General features: G+C 65.5%; 18 protein-coding genes and 1 pseudogene. 9 read left to right on the forward strand and 10 right to left on the reverse strand.

Features of this window, described 5'->3' with window-relative positions:
- Positions 1 to 28 precede the first annotated feature (28 nt).
- The 3 genes from ABEA06_RS06605 to ABEA06_RS06615 all read right to left on the reverse strand — a co-directional run bounded on the left by ABEA06_RS06605 (position 29) and on the right by ABEA06_RS06615 (position 2,952).
- A complete protein-coding gene (locus ABEA06_RS06605) occupies positions 29 to 1,435 on the reverse strand; it encodes a class II fumarate hydratase (protein ID WP_345310974.1) in 1,407 nt (468 codons plus the stop codon).
- 88 nt (positions 1,436 to 1,523) lie between these two features.
- Positions 1,524 to 2,198, reverse strand: a complete 675-nt coding sequence (locus ABEA06_RS06610) for a carbonic anhydrase (RefSeq protein ID WP_312397111.1) — start codon at positions 2,196 to 2,198, stop codon at positions 1,524 to 1,526.
- 112 nt (positions 2,199 to 2,310) lie between these two features.
- Positions 2,311 to 2,952: a DUF4245 domain-containing protein gene (locus tag ABEA06_RS06615; protein WP_345310975.1), complete on the reverse strand. Its 642-nt coding sequence runs from the start codon at positions 2,950 to 2,952 to the stop codon at positions 2,311 to 2,313.
- 144 nt (positions 2,953 to 3,096) lie between these two features.
- Here ABEA06_RS06615 and glpX point away from each other — a divergent pair, with 144 nt between their 5' ends.
- Both glpX and ABEA06_RS06625 read left to right on the forward strand, forming a co-directional pair.
- Positions 3,097 to 4,110, forward strand: coding sequence for a class II fructose-bisphosphatase (gene glpX, locus ABEA06_RS06620; RefSeq protein ID WP_312397109.1), 1,014 nt, complete (start codon positions 3,097 to 3,099; stop codon positions 4,108 to 4,110).
- Positions 4,111 to 4,245: 135 nt separating this feature from the next.
- On the forward strand, positions 4,246 to 5,670 hold the full coding sequence (locus ABEA06_RS06625; RefSeq protein WP_345310976.1) for a hypothetical protein: 1,425 nt from the start codon (positions 4,246 to 4,248) through the stop codon (positions 5,668 to 5,670).
- Positions 5,671 to 5,819: 149 nt separating this feature from the next.
- On the opposite strand, the gene ABEA06_RS06630 is transcribed toward ABEA06_RS06625, so the two are convergent.
- The 5 genes and pseudogenes from ABEA06_RS06630 to ABEA06_RS06650 form a co-directional block, all read right to left on the reverse strand.
- Complete coding sequence (locus ABEA06_RS06630) at positions 5,820 to 6,572, reverse strand: SDR family NAD(P)-dependent oxidoreductase (protein WP_345310977.1); 753 nt, start codon at positions 6,570 to 6,572, stop codon at positions 5,820 to 5,822.
- On the reverse strand, positions 6,569 to 7,552 hold the full coding sequence (locus ABEA06_RS06635) for a lipid II:glycine glycyltransferase FemX (protein ID WP_345310978.1): 984 nt from the start codon (positions 7,550 to 7,552) through the stop codon (positions 6,569 to 6,571). Before ABEA06_RS06635 ends, ABEA06_RS06630 begins: the two co-directional genes overlap by 4 nt.
- Positions 7,553 to 7,605: 53 nt before the next feature.
- Positions 7,606 to 9,252: an LCP family protein gene (locus ABEA06_RS06640; RefSeq protein WP_345310979.1), complete on the reverse strand. Its 1,647-nt coding sequence runs from the start codon at positions 9,250 to 9,252 to the stop codon at positions 7,606 to 7,608.
- A gap of 149 nt (positions 9,253 to 9,401) precedes the next feature.
- Complete coding sequence (gene purE / locus ABEA06_RS06645; RefSeq protein WP_345311034.1) at positions 9,402 to 9,905, reverse strand: 5-(carboxyamino)imidazole ribonucleotide mutase; 504 nt, start codon at positions 9,903 to 9,905, stop codon at positions 9,402 to 9,404.
- 108 nt (positions 9,906 to 10,013) lie between these two features.
- A pseudogene (locus ABEA06_RS06650) lies at positions 10,014 to 11,123 on the reverse strand (5-(carboxyamino)imidazole ribonucleotide synthase); the annotation flags it as partial.
- 228 nt (positions 11,124 to 11,351) lie between these two features.
- Here ABEA06_RS06650 and ABEA06_RS06655 point away from each other — a divergent pair.
- Complete coding sequence (locus tag ABEA06_RS06655) at positions 11,352 to 11,912, forward strand: GtrA family protein (RefSeq protein WP_345310980.1); 561 nt, start codon at positions 11,352 to 11,354, stop codon at positions 11,910 to 11,912.
- Between the two features lie 12 nt (positions 11,913 to 11,924).
- Here the strand turns inward: ABEA06_RS06655 and ABEA06_RS06660 are convergent, their stop codons facing one another.
- On the reverse strand, positions 11,925 to 12,644 hold the full coding sequence (locus tag ABEA06_RS06660; protein WP_345310981.1) for a TIGR03089 family protein: 720 nt from the start codon (positions 12,642 to 12,644) through the stop codon (positions 11,925 to 11,927).
- Between the two features lie 232 nt (positions 12,645 to 12,876).
- On the opposite strand from ABEA06_RS06660, the gene ABEA06_RS06665 reads away from it, so the two are divergent.
- From ABEA06_RS06665 to ABEA06_RS06685, 5 genes are all read left to right on the forward strand, one after another.
- Complete coding sequence (locus ABEA06_RS06665) at positions 12,877 to 13,479, forward strand: WhiB family transcriptional regulator (protein WP_345310982.1); 603 nt, start codon at positions 12,877 to 12,879, stop codon at positions 13,477 to 13,479.
- Positions 13,480 to 13,487: 8 nt separating this feature from the next.
- Positions 13,488 to 13,970 carry a DUF3499 domain-containing protein gene (locus tag ABEA06_RS06670; RefSeq protein ID WP_345310983.1) on the forward strand — a complete coding sequence of 161 codons (483 nt, stop codon included), beginning with the start codon at positions 13,488 to 13,490 and terminating at the stop codon, positions 13,968 to 13,970.
- A 79-nt stretch (positions 13,971 to 14,049) separates the two neighbouring features.
- On the forward strand, positions 14,050 to 15,285 hold the full coding sequence (locus tag ABEA06_RS06675; protein WP_345310984.1) for a L,D-transpeptidase: 1,236 nt from the start codon (positions 14,050 to 14,052) through the stop codon (positions 15,283 to 15,285).
- Positions 15,286 to 15,293: 8 nt separating this feature from the next.
- Positions 15,294 to 16,112, forward strand: a complete 819-nt coding sequence (locus tag ABEA06_RS06680) for a TIGR01906 family membrane protein (RefSeq protein WP_345310985.1) — start codon at positions 15,294 to 15,296, stop codon at positions 16,110 to 16,112.
- A 287-nt stretch (positions 16,113 to 16,399) separates the two neighbouring features.
- Positions 16,400 to 17,029 (forward strand): maleylpyruvate isomerase family mycothiol-dependent enzyme, encoded by a 630-nt coding sequence (locus ABEA06_RS06685; protein WP_345311035.1) that lies wholly within the window; start codon positions 16,400 to 16,402, stop codon positions 17,027 to 17,029.
- A gap of 54 nt (positions 17,030 to 17,083) precedes the next feature.
- Here ABEA06_RS06685 and ABEA06_RS06690 read toward each other — a convergent pair whose 3' ends face one another.
- Positions 17,084 to 18,691 (reverse strand): dolichyl-phosphate-mannose--protein mannosyltransferase, encoded by a 1,608-nt coding sequence (locus ABEA06_RS06690; protein ID WP_345310986.1) that lies wholly within the window; start codon positions 18,689 to 18,691, stop codon positions 17,084 to 17,086.
- Between the two features lie 100 nt (positions 18,692 to 18,791).
- Here ABEA06_RS06690 and rsmI point away from each other — a divergent pair, with 100 nt between their 5' ends.
- On the forward strand, positions 18,792 to 19,694 hold the full coding sequence (rsmI, locus tag ABEA06_RS06695; RefSeq protein WP_345310987.1) for a 16S rRNA (cytidine(1402)-2'-O)-methyltransferase: 903 nt from the start codon (positions 18,792 to 18,794) through the stop codon (positions 19,692 to 19,694).
- The last annotated feature ends 95 nt before the right edge of the window (positions 19,695 to 19,789 follow it).

Below are 19,789 nucleotides of genomic sequence, written 5' to 3' on the forward strand. Positions count from 1 at the left end.
CCGATCAGTGTCCGGAGCTGACGTCGGCTCAGTACTTGCCCGTCATGGTGGTCACGTCCAGAGCCTTGTCCAGCTGCTCCTCGGTGAGCTTGTCGCCGTCCACGTAACCGAGCTCCACGGTGGCCTCGCGGACCGTCACCTTGTTGGCCACGGCGTGCTTGGCGATCTTGGCCGCGGCCTCGTAGCCGATGGCCTTGTTGAGCGGGGTCACGATGGAGGGGGAGGCCTCCGCGAGGAAGGTGCAGCGTTCCTCATTGGCCACCAGGCCGTCGATCATCTTCTCCGCGGAAACGCGGGAGATGTTGGCGAGCAGGCGGATGGACTGGAGCAGGTTGGCGGCCATCACGGGGATACCCACGTTGAGTTCGAACGCACCGTTGCTGGAGGACAGGGCCACGGCGGTGTCGTTGCCGATGACCTGGGCGGAAACCTGGATGGCCGCTTCGCAGATCACGGGGTTGACCTTGCCCGGCATGATGGAGGAACCCGGCTGCAGATCGGGGATGTGCAGCTCGCCCAGGCCGGTGTTGGGCCCGGATCCCATCCAGCGGATGTCGTTCATGAACTTCATGTAGGAGTACGCGATGTTGCGCAGCTGCCCGGAAGCCTCGACCAAACCGTCACGGTTGGCCTGCGCCTCGAAGTGGTTGCGGGCCTCGGTGATCGGCAGGCCGGTTTCCTCGGCCAAGAGTTCGATCACGCGGGCGGAGAAGCCGTCCGGGGTGTTGATGCCGGTGCCCACGGCGGTGCCGCCCAGGGGAACCTCGGCCACGCGGGGCAGGGAAGCGTCAATGCGTTCGATGCCGTAGCGAACCTGTGCAGCGTAACCACCGAATTCCTGACCCAGCGTCACCGGGGTGGCGTCCATCAAGTGGGTGCGGCCGGACTTCACGATGTCCTTGAACTCTGCGGCCTTCTTCTCCAAAGACGTGGCCAGCACGTCCATGGCGGGCTTGAGATCGTTGATCAGCGCGTTGGTCACGGCCACGTGCACGGAGGTGGGGAACACGTCGTTGGAGGACTGCGAGGCGTTGACGTGGTCGTTGGGGTGGACCTCCACGCCCTCGGACTCCAGCGAGCGGGTGGCCAGGGTGGCCAGAACCTCATTGGTGTTCATGTTCGAGGAGGTTCCGGAACCGGTCTGGAACACGTCAATGGGGAAGTTGTCGTTGTAGTCACCGGAGGCGACGGCGTCGGCGGCGTCGCGAATGGCCTGGGCGCGCTGGGCGTCCAGGACACCCAGTTCCTCGTTGGCGGTGGCCGCGGCCTTCTTCACCTGGGCGAGCGCCTTGATGTGCTGGGGCTCCAGGGTGGAGCCGGAGATCGGGAAGTTTTGCACGGCACGCTGGGTCTGAGCGCGGTACAGGGCGTTCTTGGGAACGCGGACCTCACCCATGGTGTCGTGTTCAATGCGGTACTCAGTATTTTCTGCCATGACCCCTAGCTTAGGCGCTCGGATCGGGGCCGGGCTCTTGGTGGCATGCGGTGACACGCCACCTTGCCCGGTGGAATCGGACGCGCTCTCAGCTGCGCTCCGGGAACCACGGGCCGTGACCGTAGACGAGTTCCGCCTTGCCCGCATCCAGGTGGTAGAACACGCCGATCACTGCAGCGTCCCCCTTGGAGACGGCCGCCGCAATCGATCGGGACTGGTCCAACATGCGCGAAGCCGTCTGTTTGGTGTGCTCCACGACCATGTCGGAGAGGGTGTTCAGACCCTTGCGCTTGGATTCCAGGACCGACGGCGTGATGCGCTCCACCAGGTCGCGCTGGAAACCGCGGGGCAGCTCACCGGAGTCGACGGCGTTCTTGGTCGCGGTCACGGCCCCGCACGAGTCGTGACCGAGCACCATGATCAGCGGGGTGCCCAAGACGTCGATGGCGTACTCGAGGGTGCCCAGCACCGCGTTGTCGATGACCTGGCCTGCCGTGCGGATCACAAAGGCATCGCCCAGGCCCAGGTCGAAGATGATTTCCGCAGCCAAGCGCGAATCGGAGCAACCGAAGATCACGGCGAACGGCTTCTGCACGTGCTCCAGGTCCTTGCGCCGCTGAGCGTCCTGGTGCGGGTGCAAGGTCTCACCGGCAATGAACCGCTCATTACCGTCCCGCAACCGCTGCCATGCTTCCTGGGGTGTCTTGGGTGTGCTGGTCGGCTTCTTGGCGTCGCTGATTTTCGGCTGGGTCTTTTCGCTCACGGTGGCTCCCGGTTCGACTCACGGTTGGTGCGCCAGGAGGTGGTGCCCCCGGGTGCGTTCCTAGCTTAAACCCCAGTTCGTTCCGCGTTGTGACCGATACGGGTCTGTGAACTCAGCGGCCCTCGGCCAGCGTCTTCGCGACGTGCTCGAACTCTTCCTCGCTGGCCTCGCCGCTGAGGATCACGGTGGAGTCCTCGAACGTGCCGACCCATGCGGTGAACTCGTCCTGTTTACCCGAGGGGTCACGGTGGTGAATGTCCCACGAGATTCCGCCCACGTCCTTCTGGCCGGTCACAGGGATCAACTCGGTGCGCTGCGCCAGCCAGGTGGGGTTGGATTCAGCGGTCTGGACCATTTCGACCAGGTGGTAATTGGGGGAGAGATACCCAACGCTCCACAGGGGCACTCCCTCTTGGGAGTTGGCGTCCCAGCGGGCGTAATTGGCCGTCCAGTCCTCACCGAGGTCCGGGGCTGCGGGGGTGAACTTCGCCTGCTCGGCCACGAAGCCGGCTTCCTCCGAGACATTCACGTCAGCGCGGTAGGGCTGGGCGTCAGGCCTGGGTGCCAGCCACAGGAACGGCAGGATCAGCAGGAGCAGCACAGCCATCGAGATGACCATGCCGCGAATGGGCGCGTTGATCTTGGCCGCCTGCTTGGTGGTGATCTGGGGCAGCGGGGCGCCTTCCTCCGGGATCGCGGAGGTGACCCGAGGCTCGTCAGGGTTGCGGGGCGGCGTCGTAGCTGAATCACTCACGGGTCCATTGTGCCGTGCCGTGACATAGCCGCCCAATCGAACAATGCCGGGGATATGCTGGAAACGCACGCAAGGCCTGTGTGCTCGCCCACGATCACGTGCGATGCGAGGCGCACCGGCGCAGCTGACTCGAAGGTGAGGAACATGGCGACTCAAACAACCGCAGGTAACGCTTCAGGTAACGCGGCGGACCGAAATCTGGCCCTGGAACTGGTCCGCGTTACGGAGGCTGCCGCAATTGCCGGCGGTCACTGGGTTGGCGCGGGCGACAAGAACCGTGCGGACGGCGCAGCGGTGGACGCAATGCGTTCGTTCCTGTCCACGGTCAGCTTCAACGGCACCGTGGTGATCGGTGAGGGCGAGAAGGACGAAGCCCCCATGCTTTACAACGGTGAGCAGGTGGGCGACGGCAGCGGCCCCGCCTCAGATGTCGCGGTGGACCCCATTGACGGAACGCGCTTGACCGCGTTGGGCATGAACAACGCCCTGGCCGTCATTGCCGTCGCGGACGGCGGTTCGATGTTCGACCCCTCTGCCGTGTTCTACATGGACAAGCTCGTGGTCGGGCCAGAGGCCGCGGACATGGTGGACCTGCGTCTGCCGGTCAAGCAGAACCTGCACCTCGTGGCCAAGGCCCGCGGCGTGAAGACCAACCAGCTCACCGTGTGCGTGCTGGACCGCCCCCGCCACCAGGGTCTCGTGGAGGAAATCCGCGCGACCGGTGCCCGTACGCGCATGATTCTCGACGGCGACGTCGCCGGGGCCATTGCCGCGTGCCGCGAGGGGACCGGCGTGGACGTGATGATGGGTATCGGCGGGACGCCGGAAGGCATCGTGACAGCGTGCGCCGTGAAGGCCACCGGCGGTGTGATCCAGGGTCGCCTGGCACCGACTGATGAGGCCGAGCGGGAGAAGGCCGCCGAGGCCGGCCTGGACGTGGACCGCATTCTGACCACCGATGAGCTGGTGACCTCGAACAACTGCTTCTTCGCCGCCACCGGCATCACGGACGGCGATCTTCTACGCGGCGTGCGTTACAGCGGACCCCGGATCACCACGCAGTCCATCGTGATGCGTTCCAGGTCGGGCACCGTGCGCATGGTCGAGGCGGAGCACGTGGCCAAGAAGTGGGAGAAGTACGAGCGCGGCAACGACTGATCCGTCTTCGCACCACTGATCTCCCCGAATTGAATCAGTACACGCGCGTGATCGCCCCACCGGGTGGTCACGCGCGAGTACTGTCCGCAGCTAAGCTGTAAGACGGTGTGCTGGGCACTGACGAAAGGACGCACCGTGTCATTGAGCGTGAACCCGTGTGACAACCGGAAAACGTGGGACGCAAGGGTTGGCGTGACCGGTGGGAATCCCCAGCTGCTATGGGGCATTGGTGAGGCCGAATCACTGGCGGACGAGCAGATCAGCGTGGAACGCGTCATGGTGGATCGCGCAGATCAGACGATCGGTTACGGCCAGCTCCTGATCTACCCCGAGGACAAGCACACGGTGGTGGAAGCCAAGTCCCTCCACGTGAAGAGTCCCCATGAACTCGTCGGAGTTCTCGGTGCCCTGCAGGACCATGCCCGCGAAAAGCACCACGGCGCCGTCCTGCGCGTCAGCCCGGACACCGCGGTCAACCCGCAATTGCTGTCTGATCTCGACGAGGCGGGGTACCGCCGTCGGCAGAAGATCCGCAAGGGCGAGGCGGGCCCGCGCGAACTGATCGTGCGCCTGGGCGAGGTCGAGAGCGACCTGTCGAAGCGTTTGTCCAGCGGCACCCTCGAACGCTGCCGCGCCGGTCTCAAAGTGGCCGGTGTCAAAGTGCGGCGCGTGTCCGCAAATACTCAGAGCCTGGCCAACGTGGGCCTGCGCACCGCGCACATCGACGATTTGCTCAAAGCCGTGGATCAGGATTCCGTGTTCCTCGTGGCCACCGAGCAGGCCGAAGGTGAACAAGAAACCGCCCTGGGCTACCTGTGGTTCGTGCACACCGGAGAGTCCGCCATGCTCTACCGCGTGGGATTCACCGACCGCGCCCGCCAACTGGGCGTGGATGATGCGCTGTTGCTCACCGGCCTGGTGCAGTTGCAGCAGCGGCGGGTCCACAACCTCGTGGCGGGGGACCCGGACTCCGAGAGCGCATCCGTGGTGCTGCGCGAGCTCGCGGAGGACCGCAGGGAGATTCTGGGCGTGTGGGAGTACCCGCTGGTCAGCGCCTACCAGTTGGCCGGTCGGGCGGAGAAGACCCGCCACAAGATTTTCGGTGAGCGCTCGCCCCAGAAGAAGCGGCGGCTCAAAGTGCTCGCCGCGCAGCCCGCTCGCGAAGGCGACCCGGCGGCACCCGAAACAGGTTCCCTCGCGGCACAGGAAGCCAACAACCCCGTTGACGCCGATCCGGACCTCGCCCGCCAACCCGCTGCGCCCAAGCAGAAGAAGCAACCGACCTCGGCTGAACCCGCAGGTGGCGACGTGACAGCCACCGCCGACACGGGCGAGCTGCCCGCGAAGGGCAAGAAATCGCGGGGCCTGCCCGGGGTCTCGGTTCCCCGCGTGCCCACGCCCGCACGCCCGTCCTTCATGAAAAAAGATGACGCCGACGCCGCTTCCTCCGGTGCTGATTCCACCGGGGCCGCTGCGGCCGAGCCGGGCAGGGTCCGTGGCCTCGCGCGTCGAATCGTGCATGAGGGAACCGCCGCCATCCGTGACGCCGCGCGCTGGTGAGCCCGAGGTAGAGCAGTTCCGTAGGGGCCGGTAGAACCCCGGGAAGCAGTTCAGGGTCCGCTGGAACCCTTTCGATCAGCGCGGAGGGTTCTACCGACGCCTCAGGTGCTGGCGAGGGCTCTCACGCAACCTCACGTGCGCCGCGGTGACTACCGCCCGGAAACGACGGCTGTCGCCCGTGCCATCAACGGTGCCGGCAGCACACGGGTGAGGGCCTCCATAGCGTGGAATGACCTGGGCGCCACCACGCGGGAGCGGCGCTTGTCCACGGCGGTCATGGCGGAGGCCACGATCTGTTCCGGTGGCACGGTGCGGCCAATGTTCACGGCATCGGAACCAGCCACCTCGAAGAACTGGGTGTCAACGGGTCCGGGGTTCACGCTGGTGACGAGCACGCCGGATTTCCGGGCTTCCGCGCCGACCGCGAGAGAGAACTTGTCCACGAATGCCTTGCTGGCGCCGTAGGTGGCCATGTAGGGCAGGGGTTGGAAACCGGCCACGGATGCAATGTTCAGGATCGCGCCGGTGCGGCGTGCGGTCATGGACTGGAGCGCCTCGTGGGTGGTAGCCATCAACGCGGTCATATTGACGGTGGCCTGTTCCAGTTCGCGGTGAAAATCAAGCTCCGCGAAGGAACCGTGCGTGCCGAAGCCCGCATTATTGACCAGGATGTCCAGCGGATTGGAGCGGATCACGTCCACCAGGGTGTCAATGCCTTCTTGGGTTCCGAGGTCCGCCGCAACGATCTGCGCCGCACCGCCGGTCACCGACTGCGACAGCTCCGTTAATTTCTCGGTGCTCCGTCCGGTGATAATCAATTGATAACCGCGCCGGTGCAATTCGGTGGTGAACGCGCGGCCAATTCCCCCGGTGGCACCGGTGATCAGAGCAGTTTTAGTCATCCCCCGATGGTACGCTCGCGAATTTTTTTCCGGGCCTTAGCGACCGCCTCCCGGGCGTGGCGCGCACCGGTGTACGCGGCGTATCCCCCGCCCGAGACCGGCAGGTCCCACGTTCCGGGGAAGGACACGGGGGAGCCCCCGAAGGACTTCTTGAAGGATGTGAATCCGTACCACTCGTGGTCGGGGCCGGCGCCCTCGGGGGCGGTGCCGAACAAATCGAACCACACCAACCCCTTCTCCTTGGCATCCATGATCATGGTGACCACCAGGGGAATGCCCGCGGACAGTTTGCGGTGGCGCTGGTCCATGGCCGCGTGGGCGTACGTGCGGGTATCGGAGGAGTCGTACACGAGGGACGCCGCAATGGGCTCGTCCTCGAGCTTCGCCAAATAGATGGCGGCTGCGCCGGCGGGCATGAGCGAGCGGGCCACGGCGCGCAGGTAGTCGTCGTGTTGGCGGTTGAAGTCCTTGCGCTTGGCGGTGTCGTCCAGGAACGTCAGCAGGTAGTTGACGTCCTCCGGGTTGGCCGAGCGCTCAATGGTCACGCCCTTCTTGTGGATGTTCCGGTACAGGTTCCGGTTGGTGGACTTCATGTCCTTGAGCAGCTCTTTCGCGTCCTTGCTCAGGTCGATGAGTTGCGTGTGCGAGGGCTGCACCTGGCGCGGGGCCAGCTTCATGCCGCGGCGGCGCAGCGAGGACTTGGCCGTTTCCAGACCGTCCGTAAAGCTCGCGTTGGCGGGTTCCACGCGCACGAACCAGCATTTGTGTTTCTTGGCCGCGCGCGTGAGGTCCGCCAGCGCGGCGTCGAAGGACTGCGGGGAGTCCGCCTCGGGTCCGTACGGGCAGTACAGGTACCGGCCCGTGCGCCCGCCCTCGACAGTCGCCAGGTAGCGCCATCCGTGGCCGGATGCCTGAAGGACCTGGTGTCCGATGCTTTGCTGAAACTCTGCCCATTCCTGGGACTGCAGGATATTTGCCACGCGTCCACTGTAGCGACCCGCGGCCACGGCCAGGACGCGCAGCGCGGATCCGGTTACGGAACGGAGCAGGTGCCGTTGGCAGAAAGCTCCTCGGCGGTGGTCACCATTGCGGGGGAGGCCGGCACGGGTACGGACATTGCCACGCCCACTCCGCCCGGCGCCCCGGCCACGCCTCGGGCCGGCACGTTCGACGACGCCGCCGCGTCAGCGCCGTCGTCGGTCGCCTTGTCGAGGACGTCCTGCAGGTCGGACTGGAAGAGCTCGAAATCCGGGTACGTGGGGAAGGACTGGTCGTAGAAGGGTGGGCCCACGGCGTAGGACTCGAGGTCGTGGTTCTTGGCCTTAACGGCCACATTGACCAGGGAGCCGATCGAGGACTGCGGGATGTCCGTCTCGATGATTTCCTCACCCGAGTTGGCGAGGTCCTGGAACTTGGTAGCCACGTTGACCGGGTTGAGCTGCTTGAGCATTGCGGCTTGGACGCAGCGCTGGCGGGCCTGCCGGTCGTAATCCGTGGCTCCCTCGCGGGAGCGGGCGTACCAGAGGGCGTGGTTGCCGTCCATGTGCTGAACCCCGGGTTCGATCCACCCCAGAATCGGGTTGGGCAGGCCGGTGGTCTCATTGGTGCCGCCGCCCATGGGAACGCGTCCTCCCACGTCCAGGGTGATGCCACCGAGGGCCTCCACGAGGGACTCGAAACCGTCCATGTCGATCAGCACGTACCCGTGGATCTCCACACCGGTGACGCCCTCGGCGGCCTCCTTGGTGGCCTCCGCCCCGGGATCCGCGACGTCCGGGTAGAGGTCCTGGTGGTTCTGCATCACATCCGTGTAGATCGCGTTCAGGATGCACTCGTCACCGCAGCTGAATCCACTGGGGTACACATCATGCAGCGGGGAATCTTCCGGGAACGGAACGTTCTGCAGGTTACGGGGCAGGGACACGGTCACGGTGCGGCCGGAGTCCGCGTCCACGCTGAGCACGGTCATGGAGTCCGGGCGGCGGCCCTCGCGGTCGTCCCCGGCGTCACCGCCCATGAGCAGGATGTTGTATCGCCCGTTGTCGGGGGCGAACGGCAGACCACCGGCAAAGATGTTGGACACGGCACCTCGCGCCACGGACACCAGGTGCGCTGCGTAGACCAAGCCACCACCGGTGACGACCATGGCCAGCACGGTGACGATCACCACGGCGCGCCGCACCTTGTCACCGAGCAGGCCGGGTCTGATCAGGCGCAGCGTGTCGAACCACAGGAACACCCAGCCCAGGGCCAGGGCCAGCAGGCCGAACATCAAGATCCATGACGTGATCGAGTTGGTGAGCAACCAGATCAGCGCTGTTTTCCACACGAGCCACAGCACGGCGGAGAACAGAATCAGCGCCCACACGGTCACGGTCACACGGAGGGCCACCCGCCCCAAACCCTTGCGGCCCGCCACCAGCTGAGCCGAACCCGGAACAAGTGCGGTGGCGCCCAACAGCCACCACGCACGTTTGGTGCGGTCGGCCGGCGCCGCGAATCTGGGGTTGACCAACGGATCGGCCACATTGGAGCGTTTCTTGCGTGGCCCACTGCCCGGATCCCGGGTTGCGGAGGCGCCGTGGAAGGTGTCTTCCGCGTAGTCCTCGTCCGTGTAGGGGGCTTGGGTGGACGGCGGGTAAGGGGTACCCCCTACATCGCTGGGGGATGATCCGTTCACGTGCAACTCCGTGCTGCTGGGGAAGGCGGTGTTGCGGCCGGCTCACGCGGGCGACTTGGGCAATCACTTTGACGCGAGACACGACGCACTGCGGACATTGTGCCGCTCCTGGCTGAGTCCTGGCCGTAAACCGGCCGGTCACCTGCCGATTAATCCTGGGTGGTGGCGCCTCTCAGCACCGTGTCCCGCAGTGCTTGGCCTTTACGATGCGCTGTTTCGGACAGCTCCCGGGCGAAATTCTGCAGGTTGGCTCGTAGGTGCGCGGCGGAGGTGTCCGTGGCCGAGGCAAGCACACGAGCGGCCAATAATCCGGCGTTGCGTGCCCCGCCGATCGACACGGTGGCCACGGGGACCCCCGCGGGCATCTGAACGATCGACAGCAGTGAATCCATGCCGTCCAGGGTCTTGAGCTGGACCGGCACGCCGATCACCGGCAGCGGGGTGACCGAGGCCAACATGCCCGGGAGGTGGGCAGCGCCGCCGGCGCCGGCAATGATCGCGCGTAACCCGCGTTCGTGGGCCGTCTGTCCGTAGTCGAGCATCTCGTGCGGCATGCGATGAGCGGAAACCACGTCCGCCTCGTAGGCGATGCCGAGCTCCTCGAGGGCTTCCGCGGCCAGGCGCATGGTCGGCCAGTCCGAGTCCGAGCCCATGACCAGCCCCACCACAGGGGCCTGGTCCTGGGACAGGGGAGTGGCGCCCCACGTGGGGTGCGCCTTGCCCTCGGACCGGATGTGAGTGGGTTCTGCCAAGCGATCCTCGCCGTCGCGAAGAATGCCCGCGGCGCACGTAGCGATGCGGCGCAGTTCGGCCGTCTCATCCGCCGATCCCACCACGTTCACGTGCCCGATCTTGCGACCCGGACGCACGGACTTGCCGTAGTTGTGGATCTTGGCGCGCGGTTCGGCAGCCATCGCGGCGGGGTAAGCGGCAAACAGATCCTGATTGTCCCCGCCCAGGAAATTTTTCATCACCGTGACGTCCGCGGTGAGCTCCGTGGCACCCAGCGGCCAGTCCAGGACGGCGCGCAGATGCTGCTCGAACTGACTGGTCGCGGAGCCGTCCATGGTCCAGTGCCCGGAGTTGTGCGGACGCATGGCCAGCTCGTTCACGGCAAAACCGGCGCCGTGGCCGGGAGTTTCGAACAATTCGGCGGCCATCACACCGGTGACGCCCAGTTCCTGGGCGAGCATGATCGCCACCTCGGACGCCGCCGCGGCCACGTCCGGGTCCAGGCCCGGTGCCGGGGCGATCACTTCGTCGCACACACCGTTGACCTGCACGGATTCCACCACGGGCCAGGCCTTGGTCTCACCCGAGGGCGTGCGCGCCACCAGAGCGGACAACTCACGCGTGAACGGGACGACCTCCTCGGCCAACAGTCCGTCCTCGGAAGCCTGGGCGAACCACGCCGGAACGGGGTCCTGGTGAACGGCCCGGGTGTCGTCGAGCTTCAGCACGCCCTTGCCGTCGTAACCGCCGCGCGGCGTCTTGAGGATCACCGGCCAGCCCGCGGTCTCGCCGAAAGCCAGCAGCTCGTCCGCGGAGCGCACCTGGGCCCACCGGGGATTGGGCAGACCGAGCTTCGCCACGGCCTTGCGCATGACCAACTTGTCCTGCGCATGCACGAGAGCCTCAGGGCCCGGCTGGACCGAGACCCCCGATTCCTGCAGGGCGCGCAGGTGCTCGGTGGGCACGTGTTCGTGGTCGAACGTGACCACATCCACCTCGGAAGCGAAGTGCCGGAGGGTGTCCACATCTGTGTAATCCCCCACGGGGGTGGTGCGGACGGCGGCCACGGCAGAAACTTCCGGGCCTTCCGCCAGGACGCGCAGCTCAACGCCCAACTCGGTGGCGGCGGGTGCCATCATGCGGGCCAGCTGGCCGCCTCCGACAACACCAATGACAGGACCTGTAATGGGGAAACTCACGCTCCCCAGCGTATCGCCACAGCGAGCCCCCAGCTATTTAGGAGTAGGCTGCACCTCAATATGCGGGTCGATCATGTACTGCTGCGGATCACCCATGAGCGTGCAGGAACCAGTGCGCACGTGACTTCCCCGAGCTACGGAAACCGAGAACCCTACGTGAATAGCATCATGGAACGCGCCGACGCGTTGTGGCACCTGTTCGTCAAAGAACTTATGAAGTTCGGCGTGGTGGGAGCGCTGGCCTTCGTCATCAACGCCGTCCTCGTGTGGGTTTTGATGCACACCGCGTGGTTCGAGGACAGCCACATCAAGGCCAAATTCGTGGCCACGGTGGTTGCCATCCTGTTCTCGTGGGTCGCCAACCGATTGTGGACCTTCCGTGAGAAGCGGCAGGAGAACAAGCGCCGCGAACTGGTGCAGTTCCTGGTGGCCAATGGCATCGGCCTGGCCATCGAACTCGGTTGCTTGGTCTTCAGCTACTACGTCCTGGGCCTGCAGTCGGCCACGGCGTCCTTCATTTCCGGCACGATCATCGGCACCATCCTGGGCACCGTTTTCCGGTACTTCGCCTACCGGTTCTGGGTGTTCCGCCAGGAGCTCGACGAGGACCCGGATTTCGCGGGCAGCCGGGAAGAGGAGTTCGCGTTCATCACCGGTCAGATCCCGGTCGTGCAAGGCAGGGACGAGACGCCCCGCACGGATTCGGACGCCCCGCCCCGCCAGGTCTAGGACACGGCCTGATTACCCGTCCGGGAGGCGGACGGCCCTCTCCTGCCCCAGGACGTCCGGCGTCACATCCGCCTCGTTCACGGCCATCAACACGGCACCGCCGCGCAGCAGCACCCCCAGTGTGATCAGCAGTGCCCGCTCGTTCCAGCCGTCACTCAACGGTAAGTACACGGTGTGGTCCTGGATCGCCGACGCCGCTCGTTCGGCTTCCGCAAGTAGCTCACCGTGCGTGATTCCCGACTCTGCCAAGGCATCATCCGCGTCCCGGGGTTCTTCCATGCCCATGTACACGTCCGGGAGGGAGCGGACCTCGGCGCAGAAGTCGATGGCCGGATCCGGCACCGGCTGCTCGCACCTAAAGGCGAGGGCGGGGGAAGCCACGGCCAGGACGTGTTTGGCGGGAACATTGACGTCGAGGTGAGCTTCGAGCTCGGCGTGGACGGCGGCGTCGTCGGCGGAATTGCCGGTGACCCGCACCGCGGCCCCTACCCGCAGTGCGGCGAGAGTGAGCACCACCAGACGCCAATGCGGTAGTGCGGACACGGTGATCAGCTGGCCGGACTCCACATCCAGTTCGTCAACCAACAGACTCGCGGATTTCTCAACCCAATTCACCAGCACGCGGCCGGAGAGCTCCACGCGTTCGGGCCCGTCCCGCCAGATGAGAGCGGGGGTGGGGCGTTCGGAAATGTGTTCCAGGGCCTGAGCGAAAGTGGCCGGTGTGCGTCTCACGCGAAAACTCCTTAGGGTAAGTGACGGTCCTTCGACCACACTGACGGCACGCCGGTCAGATCTGCAAGTCATTCGACCTCAGCTTGACTCTGTGGGACTTACACGCGTGTAATTAGGAGGTCCGCTTCGGGCCGAACGGACCAACCCCTCGCCTGGAGCGGTTAGTTCGCTGTGGCCCCAGTGGGCAGGTCACGGGCACCACATAGCTTTTGCTTCGGATGGAAGGACTGACATGGGAGAGGCCGCACGCCGCCACTTCAACGATCGCGAGGACACCACCGAGCAGGGCCGTGGAAACACGCACGAGGTGATCCCCGCGGATTGGTTCGTTGATCCGGTGGATCAGGCACGCGGCGGGTCCGCCATGGAAGTCACCACCCTGGATGATCTCGCGAGTGCCTTCCTGGCCGCGCATCCCGAATCCGCCGGTGATGTGATGTTGCGATCCGATCGTCGCACGACCGACAAACCCGAATCCGTGGCGCAGCCCCCCGCGCAGCCGCCGGTTCCGCAGAATCTCACCGACGTGGACGTCCACGACCCGCAGAGCGTGGATGCCTCCGTGTGGCAGGCCGTTGCAGGCCTGTACTCCGTGAGCGAGGGCGATGCCGAAGGCGAACTCGCCTGGCAGACGGACGCCCTCTGCGCGCAGACCGATCCCGAAGCGTTCTTCCCCGAAAAGGGCGGCTCGACCCGCGATGCAAAGCGTGTTTGCGAGGCCTGCCCCGTGAGTGGTCAGTGCCTGGACTACGCCATGTCCAACGACGAGAAGTTCGGGATCTGGGGCGGGCTCTCCGAACGCGAACGCCGCAGGCTGCGCCGCCGGGGACGCTGAACAAAGGCATGAACGAAGAACTCCCTCGGCGCAGCTGCAGCCGCCAAACCTGTTCCCGCGCGGCCGTGTGCACCCTGACCTACGTCTACTCGGACTCCACCGCCGTGATCGGTGCCTTGTCCGCGCGCTCCGAACCCCACGCCTACGACTTGTGCGCGTTCCACGCGGACCGCATGACCGCCCCGCGGGGCTGGCGCGTGGTGCGCCTGGAGTCCCCGGACGGGTGGAACCGCGATGATCTTGGCGCGGTGGTCGAGGCCGTGCGCGATGACGAGCCGGCCGCGCGGCGTCGTTCGCCGTCCCCGCAACGTCCCGGAATGCGCGCGCCCGGGCGATTATTGCGGGACGTTTCATTTAATCGCGCGCCCGTCGAAGCCACGGGAGACGAGCGCCCCTCGGGCGGCCGCGAGACAAAGTCCCAGGCCGCACCCGATTTCACGCCGGAACCCCTGCCGCAGAGCCTGCGCCGTCCACATTTGCGCCGCCCGTAGTACATCGATAGTCAACTTGTCGTTGGGCCGGTAAGCGGGCAGTCTGGGGGAGATCCAGCCACGCGAAGTGAGGTTCCCAATGGCCCCCCAGCCCACCCGTACAAGTACCTGGCGTTCGCGCGCCCTCACAGGATTGGCGGGGTTCAGCGTGCTGGCCCTGACCGCGTGTGGAACCGGCTCAGGTTCCGGTGGCGACGGCCCCGCAGCAGGCGGCGCCTCCGGCGCGGCTGCTTCTGACGCGCCCGCCACCGAACCCGCTGTGAGCGTGGCCCCGGCCGCGGACACCACCATGGTCAACCCCGTGGACCCCGTGACCGTGACGGCCGACCAGGGCCGCCTCACGGACGTCTCGGTGGTTTCCGACGAGGGCGTGGAGGCTTCCGGGGACATGTCCGAGGACGAAACCACGTGGACCTCCACCAAGCCCCTCGATTTCGATGCCGCCTACACCGTGACGTACTCGGCCGAAAACAACGGTCGCACGTCCGAGGGCACCTCCGCGTTCTCCACGGTGGACGCCGCCCACGAAATGGACGTCCGCATGAACGTGAGGGACGGCGGCACCTATGGGGTATGGCAGATCGTCGAATTCGATTTCTCCGAACCGATCCAGAACAAGGACGAGATCGAGCAGGCCGTGTCCGTCAACGGCGGCGGGGACCAGGACGGCGCGTTCCGCTGGTACTCGGACACCAAGCTCCGCTACCGGCCCGCCGAACCGTGGGCACCTGACTCGAAGGTCAAGGTGGCCATTGAGTTGCTCGGCAAGGACGTGGGCAACGGGATGATCGGCAACGAGAACCAGACCGTGAACTTCACCACCGGCCCCGAACATCGGGCGTACGTGGACAACAACACCAAGACCCTGGTGGCCTTCGAGAACGGTCGGAAGACCGGTGAGTGGCCCGTGACCCTGGGCAACCCGGACTGGCCGTCCACCACGGGTAAGAAGGTCATCATTGAACAGGCCGAGTCCTACGAGTTCAAGCCGTCGTCCCTGAACCTTTCACCCGGTGACCCGCATTATTACGAGCCCTTCAACGCCTCCAACGTGGCCCGCCTGACGTGGAGCGGCGAGTTCATCCACCAGGCGCTTCCCTCCGCCATGCCGGTGTTGGGCTATGCAAATATTTCCCACGGCTGCGTGGGTATGCCGCCGGAGGGCGCCAAGTACATTTTCGACACGTTCCGCCCCGGTGACATGGTGGAAGTGGTTAACACGGATTATCCCCAGGCCGATCCCGACGACGGGTTCGGCGACTGGAACATTCCCTTTGACAAGTACTCGGACGAAAACTGGCACGGAAACTGGTGATATCCCCGGTGAGCTCTTCCACCACGGCGGTCAAACGCCCCCGCGAGGCAAAGTTTCCTCGCATCCAGCAGGTCTTTCTGGCATTGACGTTCCCGATCCTCCTGATTGCCCTGGGGGTGCGGCTCGTTGCCACCCCCTTGTTCCTGTGGATCGAGTACCACCGCCCGGGCTTCCCCGCCGATTACTGGGGGATGAGCACCGAACAGCGCATGACCTACGGGTCCTACGGGCTGGACTACATTATGAACTTCGCCCCGCCCCAGTATTTGGGCGGGCTGGTCAACGATGACGGCGCCGCACTCTTGCAGGATCAAGAGGTCTCCCACATGACCGACGTGCAGCATGTGATCCAGTGGGGCTTCCTGGTGGCATTGATCCTGCTGGTGCTCAGCGTGATCAGCTGCCTCTACCTGCACCGCCGGGCCCCCGGAGCCGCATCCGGCGCGCTGTTCTTCGGCGCGTGGCTGAGCATTGCCCTGCTGGTCATTCTCCTGGTGATTGCGGTGCTGGCCTGGGAAACGTTCTTCGCACTGTTCCACTCCCTGTTCTTCGACGCCGGCAGCTGGACCTTCCGAATCACCGACACCCTGATCCGTTTGTACCCCACCCAGTTCTGGATGGACGCGGCGATCGCGGTGGCCCTGGTGGCCGTGATCGGCGCGTTCGTGACCATGCTGATCACGCGTCCGCGCATGCGATCCGTGTCTCGCGGTGGGCGTGCCGCCGGTGCTGAGGGTGCCGCTGGCGAGCCCGACGGCGCCGGTGTGAAACCCGCGCAGAGCGCTCGGAAGCCCGAAACCGGGGGCCGTTCCGCTCCCTGGGCCTAGTCACGCAAGTCAATTAACCAACCCGTGCGGTCTTGGCTAGTGGCCGGCATGAGGGGCTGAGGCCTGTTCCGGGGCTGTTCGATCCGACGGCGACACCTCGTGTTTAGTTAGAACCCTTCGGGCGCCCCTCGAGGGTTCTAACGGTCCACCTGATGTAGGACGGGGTCTCAACGGCGCATAGAGTGACACCGGGATTGGTCAGGTCAGCCGCGATTAACGGGTAGCGTCTAGACTTGCTTCACTTTTGAAGCTGAACCTGAGAGGTCACGATGCACCCGATCTGGAACATGGTTCATACAGAGCGAGCCGGGCTCATGGAGGACCTAAAGCACGTAAGCGACGACGACTGGAAGATGGACTCGCTGTGTTCCGGGTGGACCGTTCACGATGTTGCCGCGCATCTGGTGGACTGCGCATTAACCACCTCCGGGAATTTTGCCGTAACCATGATGCGAGCCGGTTTCGACTTCAATAGGCAAAACGCTCGTGGAGTCGCAGCGAACCGTGGTACTACACCGGCCGAGACTTTAACTCGACTGAGCGAGGTGGTCCACCGGTCCAGCGGTCCACCACGCATCCTTGCCCCTTTGGCCAGTCGACTGGTCGAAGAAATCGCGCATGGCGAAGACATCCGTCGACCGCTGGGCATCACAAGGAACTACCCCTCTGATGCTGTGGCTAAGGCCATCCGTTACCAGGTTCGGACCGGGGTCAAATTCGGCGGCGCCAAGGAATTGGTGAATTCTGTACAACTCGTGTCTGACAATTCCGACCTGGAAATCGGTGACGGTCCGGCCATCACGGGACCGGCTCTGGAACTACTCATGCTGGTCTCTGGCCGGAGCCCGCGCCAGGGGAGCTTGTCCGGGCCAGGTATGGAAGACATCGAAGTGCCGGGCAACGATAAAGCGTTCTAAGTCACCACCTTGTCGTCCAAAGCCGGCCTGGAATAGGTAGCTGCGAGCGCAGATTTAGATCCAGGAATCAAACCACATGCGCCAACGCCAGTGGTCGTACGGGATGGTTTGTCCGGTCCACACGGGCCAGAAGAAGACGGCGCACACGACCACCAAACTCATGAAGACGAGCCCTACGGTGGTCCAGCGGTGCGCCCACACGCGGGAGATGAAGCGATTCCGAGCGGTGGGTGTCCCTGCGGTGTCCCCGAACGGCGCGACGCCGAGCCGCCCGGTCAGGACCCCCAGAACGCCCACGATGATGAGCACCATGAACGGGAAGAACGCCAGGGCGTAGAAGTAGAACATCGTGCGCTCGGGGTACAGGAACCAGGGAAGGTAGGCGGCCGCGTACATCCCGAGCAAGCCGCCCAAGCGCCAATCCCGCTTCACGATCCACAGGACCAGGGCGAACAGGACCGCGGCAATACCAACCCACCACACGGCGGGATTGCCCTGGTTCAGGATCGCCTGGGAACACGAGTCCACGGTGCACCCGTCAACGCCGCGCTCGGGGGATTCGTAGAAGTACGAGGTGGGCCGCGCGAGGATCGGCCACAGTGCGGGCCCGGCCATATAGGTGTGCTCGCTGTCCAAACCCGCGTGGAACGAGTACGCGGCCACGTGGTACTCCCACAGGGAGCGCAGCGCGGGAGGCAGCCACTGGAGGCCTTCGCCGGGATTCAGTTCCGCCCACTGGCGGTGATAGCCGTTCGCTGTGGTGAGCCAGCCGGTCCACGTGATCACGTAGACGACCAGCCCGGTTCCGATCACGGCCACGAAGGCGGGGAGCCCATCTTTGACCGCGGCGCCCCAGAACCATTGCTTCACACCGGCGATCCGGCGGGCGTTCATGTCCCACAGCACCGTGAGGATTCCCAGGGCGGCCACCAGGAACAGGGCGTTCCACTTGACGCCCACGGCCAACCCGCACGCCACCCCGGCCGCAATCCGCCACCACCGGATCCCCAGCCACGGACCCGGACCGTGAGGCGAGAACCGGGCGACCAGGCGTCGTCGTCCGTCGTCACGGTCGAGCAGGAGGAGCACGAAGGCGAGAAGCACGAAGAACATCAGGAAGATGTCCAGCAGCGCCAGGCGGGATTCGACCAGGTGGAGGCCGTCCAGGCTCATGAGCAGCCCGGCGGCGGTTGCCAGGGTGATCGAGCGGAACAGAAGCCACGCCGCGGCGAAGATCAGGGCGATCGACAGAGTGCCGAACAGGGCGGCGGAAAAGCGCCAGCCGAAGGGATCGTCCGCGCCGAACAGCCACAGGCCGCCGGCGATCAGCCACTTGCCCACCGGGGGGTGCACCACGAACGAGGGCTCATCCAGGGTGGTGGTCGGCGCGCCCGCGGTAAAGGTTTCGTCCGCGTCGGAGGGCCATTGCTGCTCCGTGCCGTTGAGCAGGAGCGAATAGGAATCCTTGAGGTAATAGGTTTCGTCGAAGACCACCGCGTGGGGCCAGGAGAGATTGACGAACCGCATGACCCCGCCCAGCACGGTCACGAGGAGCAGCGGAACCCACCACAACCGGGGCAACCGGGTGACTGCGGGTAGCAGGAGACCACGAAGGTCTGTGGAGGGGCCGCGGGTCACCGGCTGGAAAGCAGTCAGATGCACTCAATCATCGTAGGTGGTGGTTACTGAAGAACCCCTGTTCACGATGGAGTTTACGGCGGTTCTCAGCCGCCGATTGGACAGGGTTCGTAGAGTACTGTGTGTGAGCTCGCAAGAATCAACGCCCCAGGAAACTCCCCAGACTCCTTCGGAGCAGCCCCGGGGCGGAGCCGTGGTGGTCGTGGGCACTCCCATTGGCAACCTCTCGGACGCGTCCCCCCGCTTGCTGGAGATTCTCCGAACCGCTGATGTGCTGGCCGTGGAGGACACTCGCACGCTCCACCGGCTGGCTGCCGGGCTGGACGTCCACTTCACCGGCCGGGTCATGACCCACCACGAGCACAACGAGAACGAGAGGGTCACCGAGATCCTCGATCTGGTTCGCGCCGGTAAGATCGTGGCCGTGCTGTCCGACGCCGGGATGCCCACCGTCTCGGACCCGGGCTTCCCGCTCACGCGTGCCGCCGCGCGGGAGGGGTTGCGGGTGACGGTGATCCCCGGGCCTTCTGCCGTTCTGGCGGCGCTCGCGGTGTCCGGACTGCCGACCGACCGATTCACCTTCGAAGGGTTTCTGCCGCGCAAGGCGGGGGAGCGGGCCACTCACCTCAAGGCCCTGGCCGAAGAGCGCCGCACCATGGTCTTCTACGAATCACCGCATCGACTGGCGGTGATGTTGGAGGCGCTGCGGGATGCTCTCGGCGGCGATCGTCAGGCCGTGGTGTGTCGCGAACTCACCAAACTCCACGAAGAAGTCCTCCGCAATGACCTCGCCGGTCTCACGGAGTGGGCGCAGAACAATCAGGTGCGCGGAGAGATCGCGGTGGTCGTCCACGGTGCCGCAGCCGCAAAGGCCCCGGAACCCGAGGACCTCGTGGGCGACGTCGAAAAACTCGTGGCCACCAGCGACATCAAGCTCAAGGCCGCCGCCCGCCAGATCGCCACGGACGCCGGCGTCAGCACCCGCCAGCTCTACGACGCCGTGATCACCGCCCGCGGTCAGCGCTGAGGCGCGTCCCGCGGATCGTCCCCGCCCGTCCCGTCAGCGGGGACCGGCCCGTCACCGGCTCGGGGCGCTCGGCGGCCCCTGAGCACCACGAGTGG

The sequence above is a fragment of the Kocuria gwangalliensis genome (genome assembly GCF_039544365.1).
GTDB classification, from domain to species: domain Bacteria; phylum Actinomycetota; class Actinomycetes; order Actinomycetales; family Micrococcaceae; genus Kocuria; species Kocuria gwangalliensis.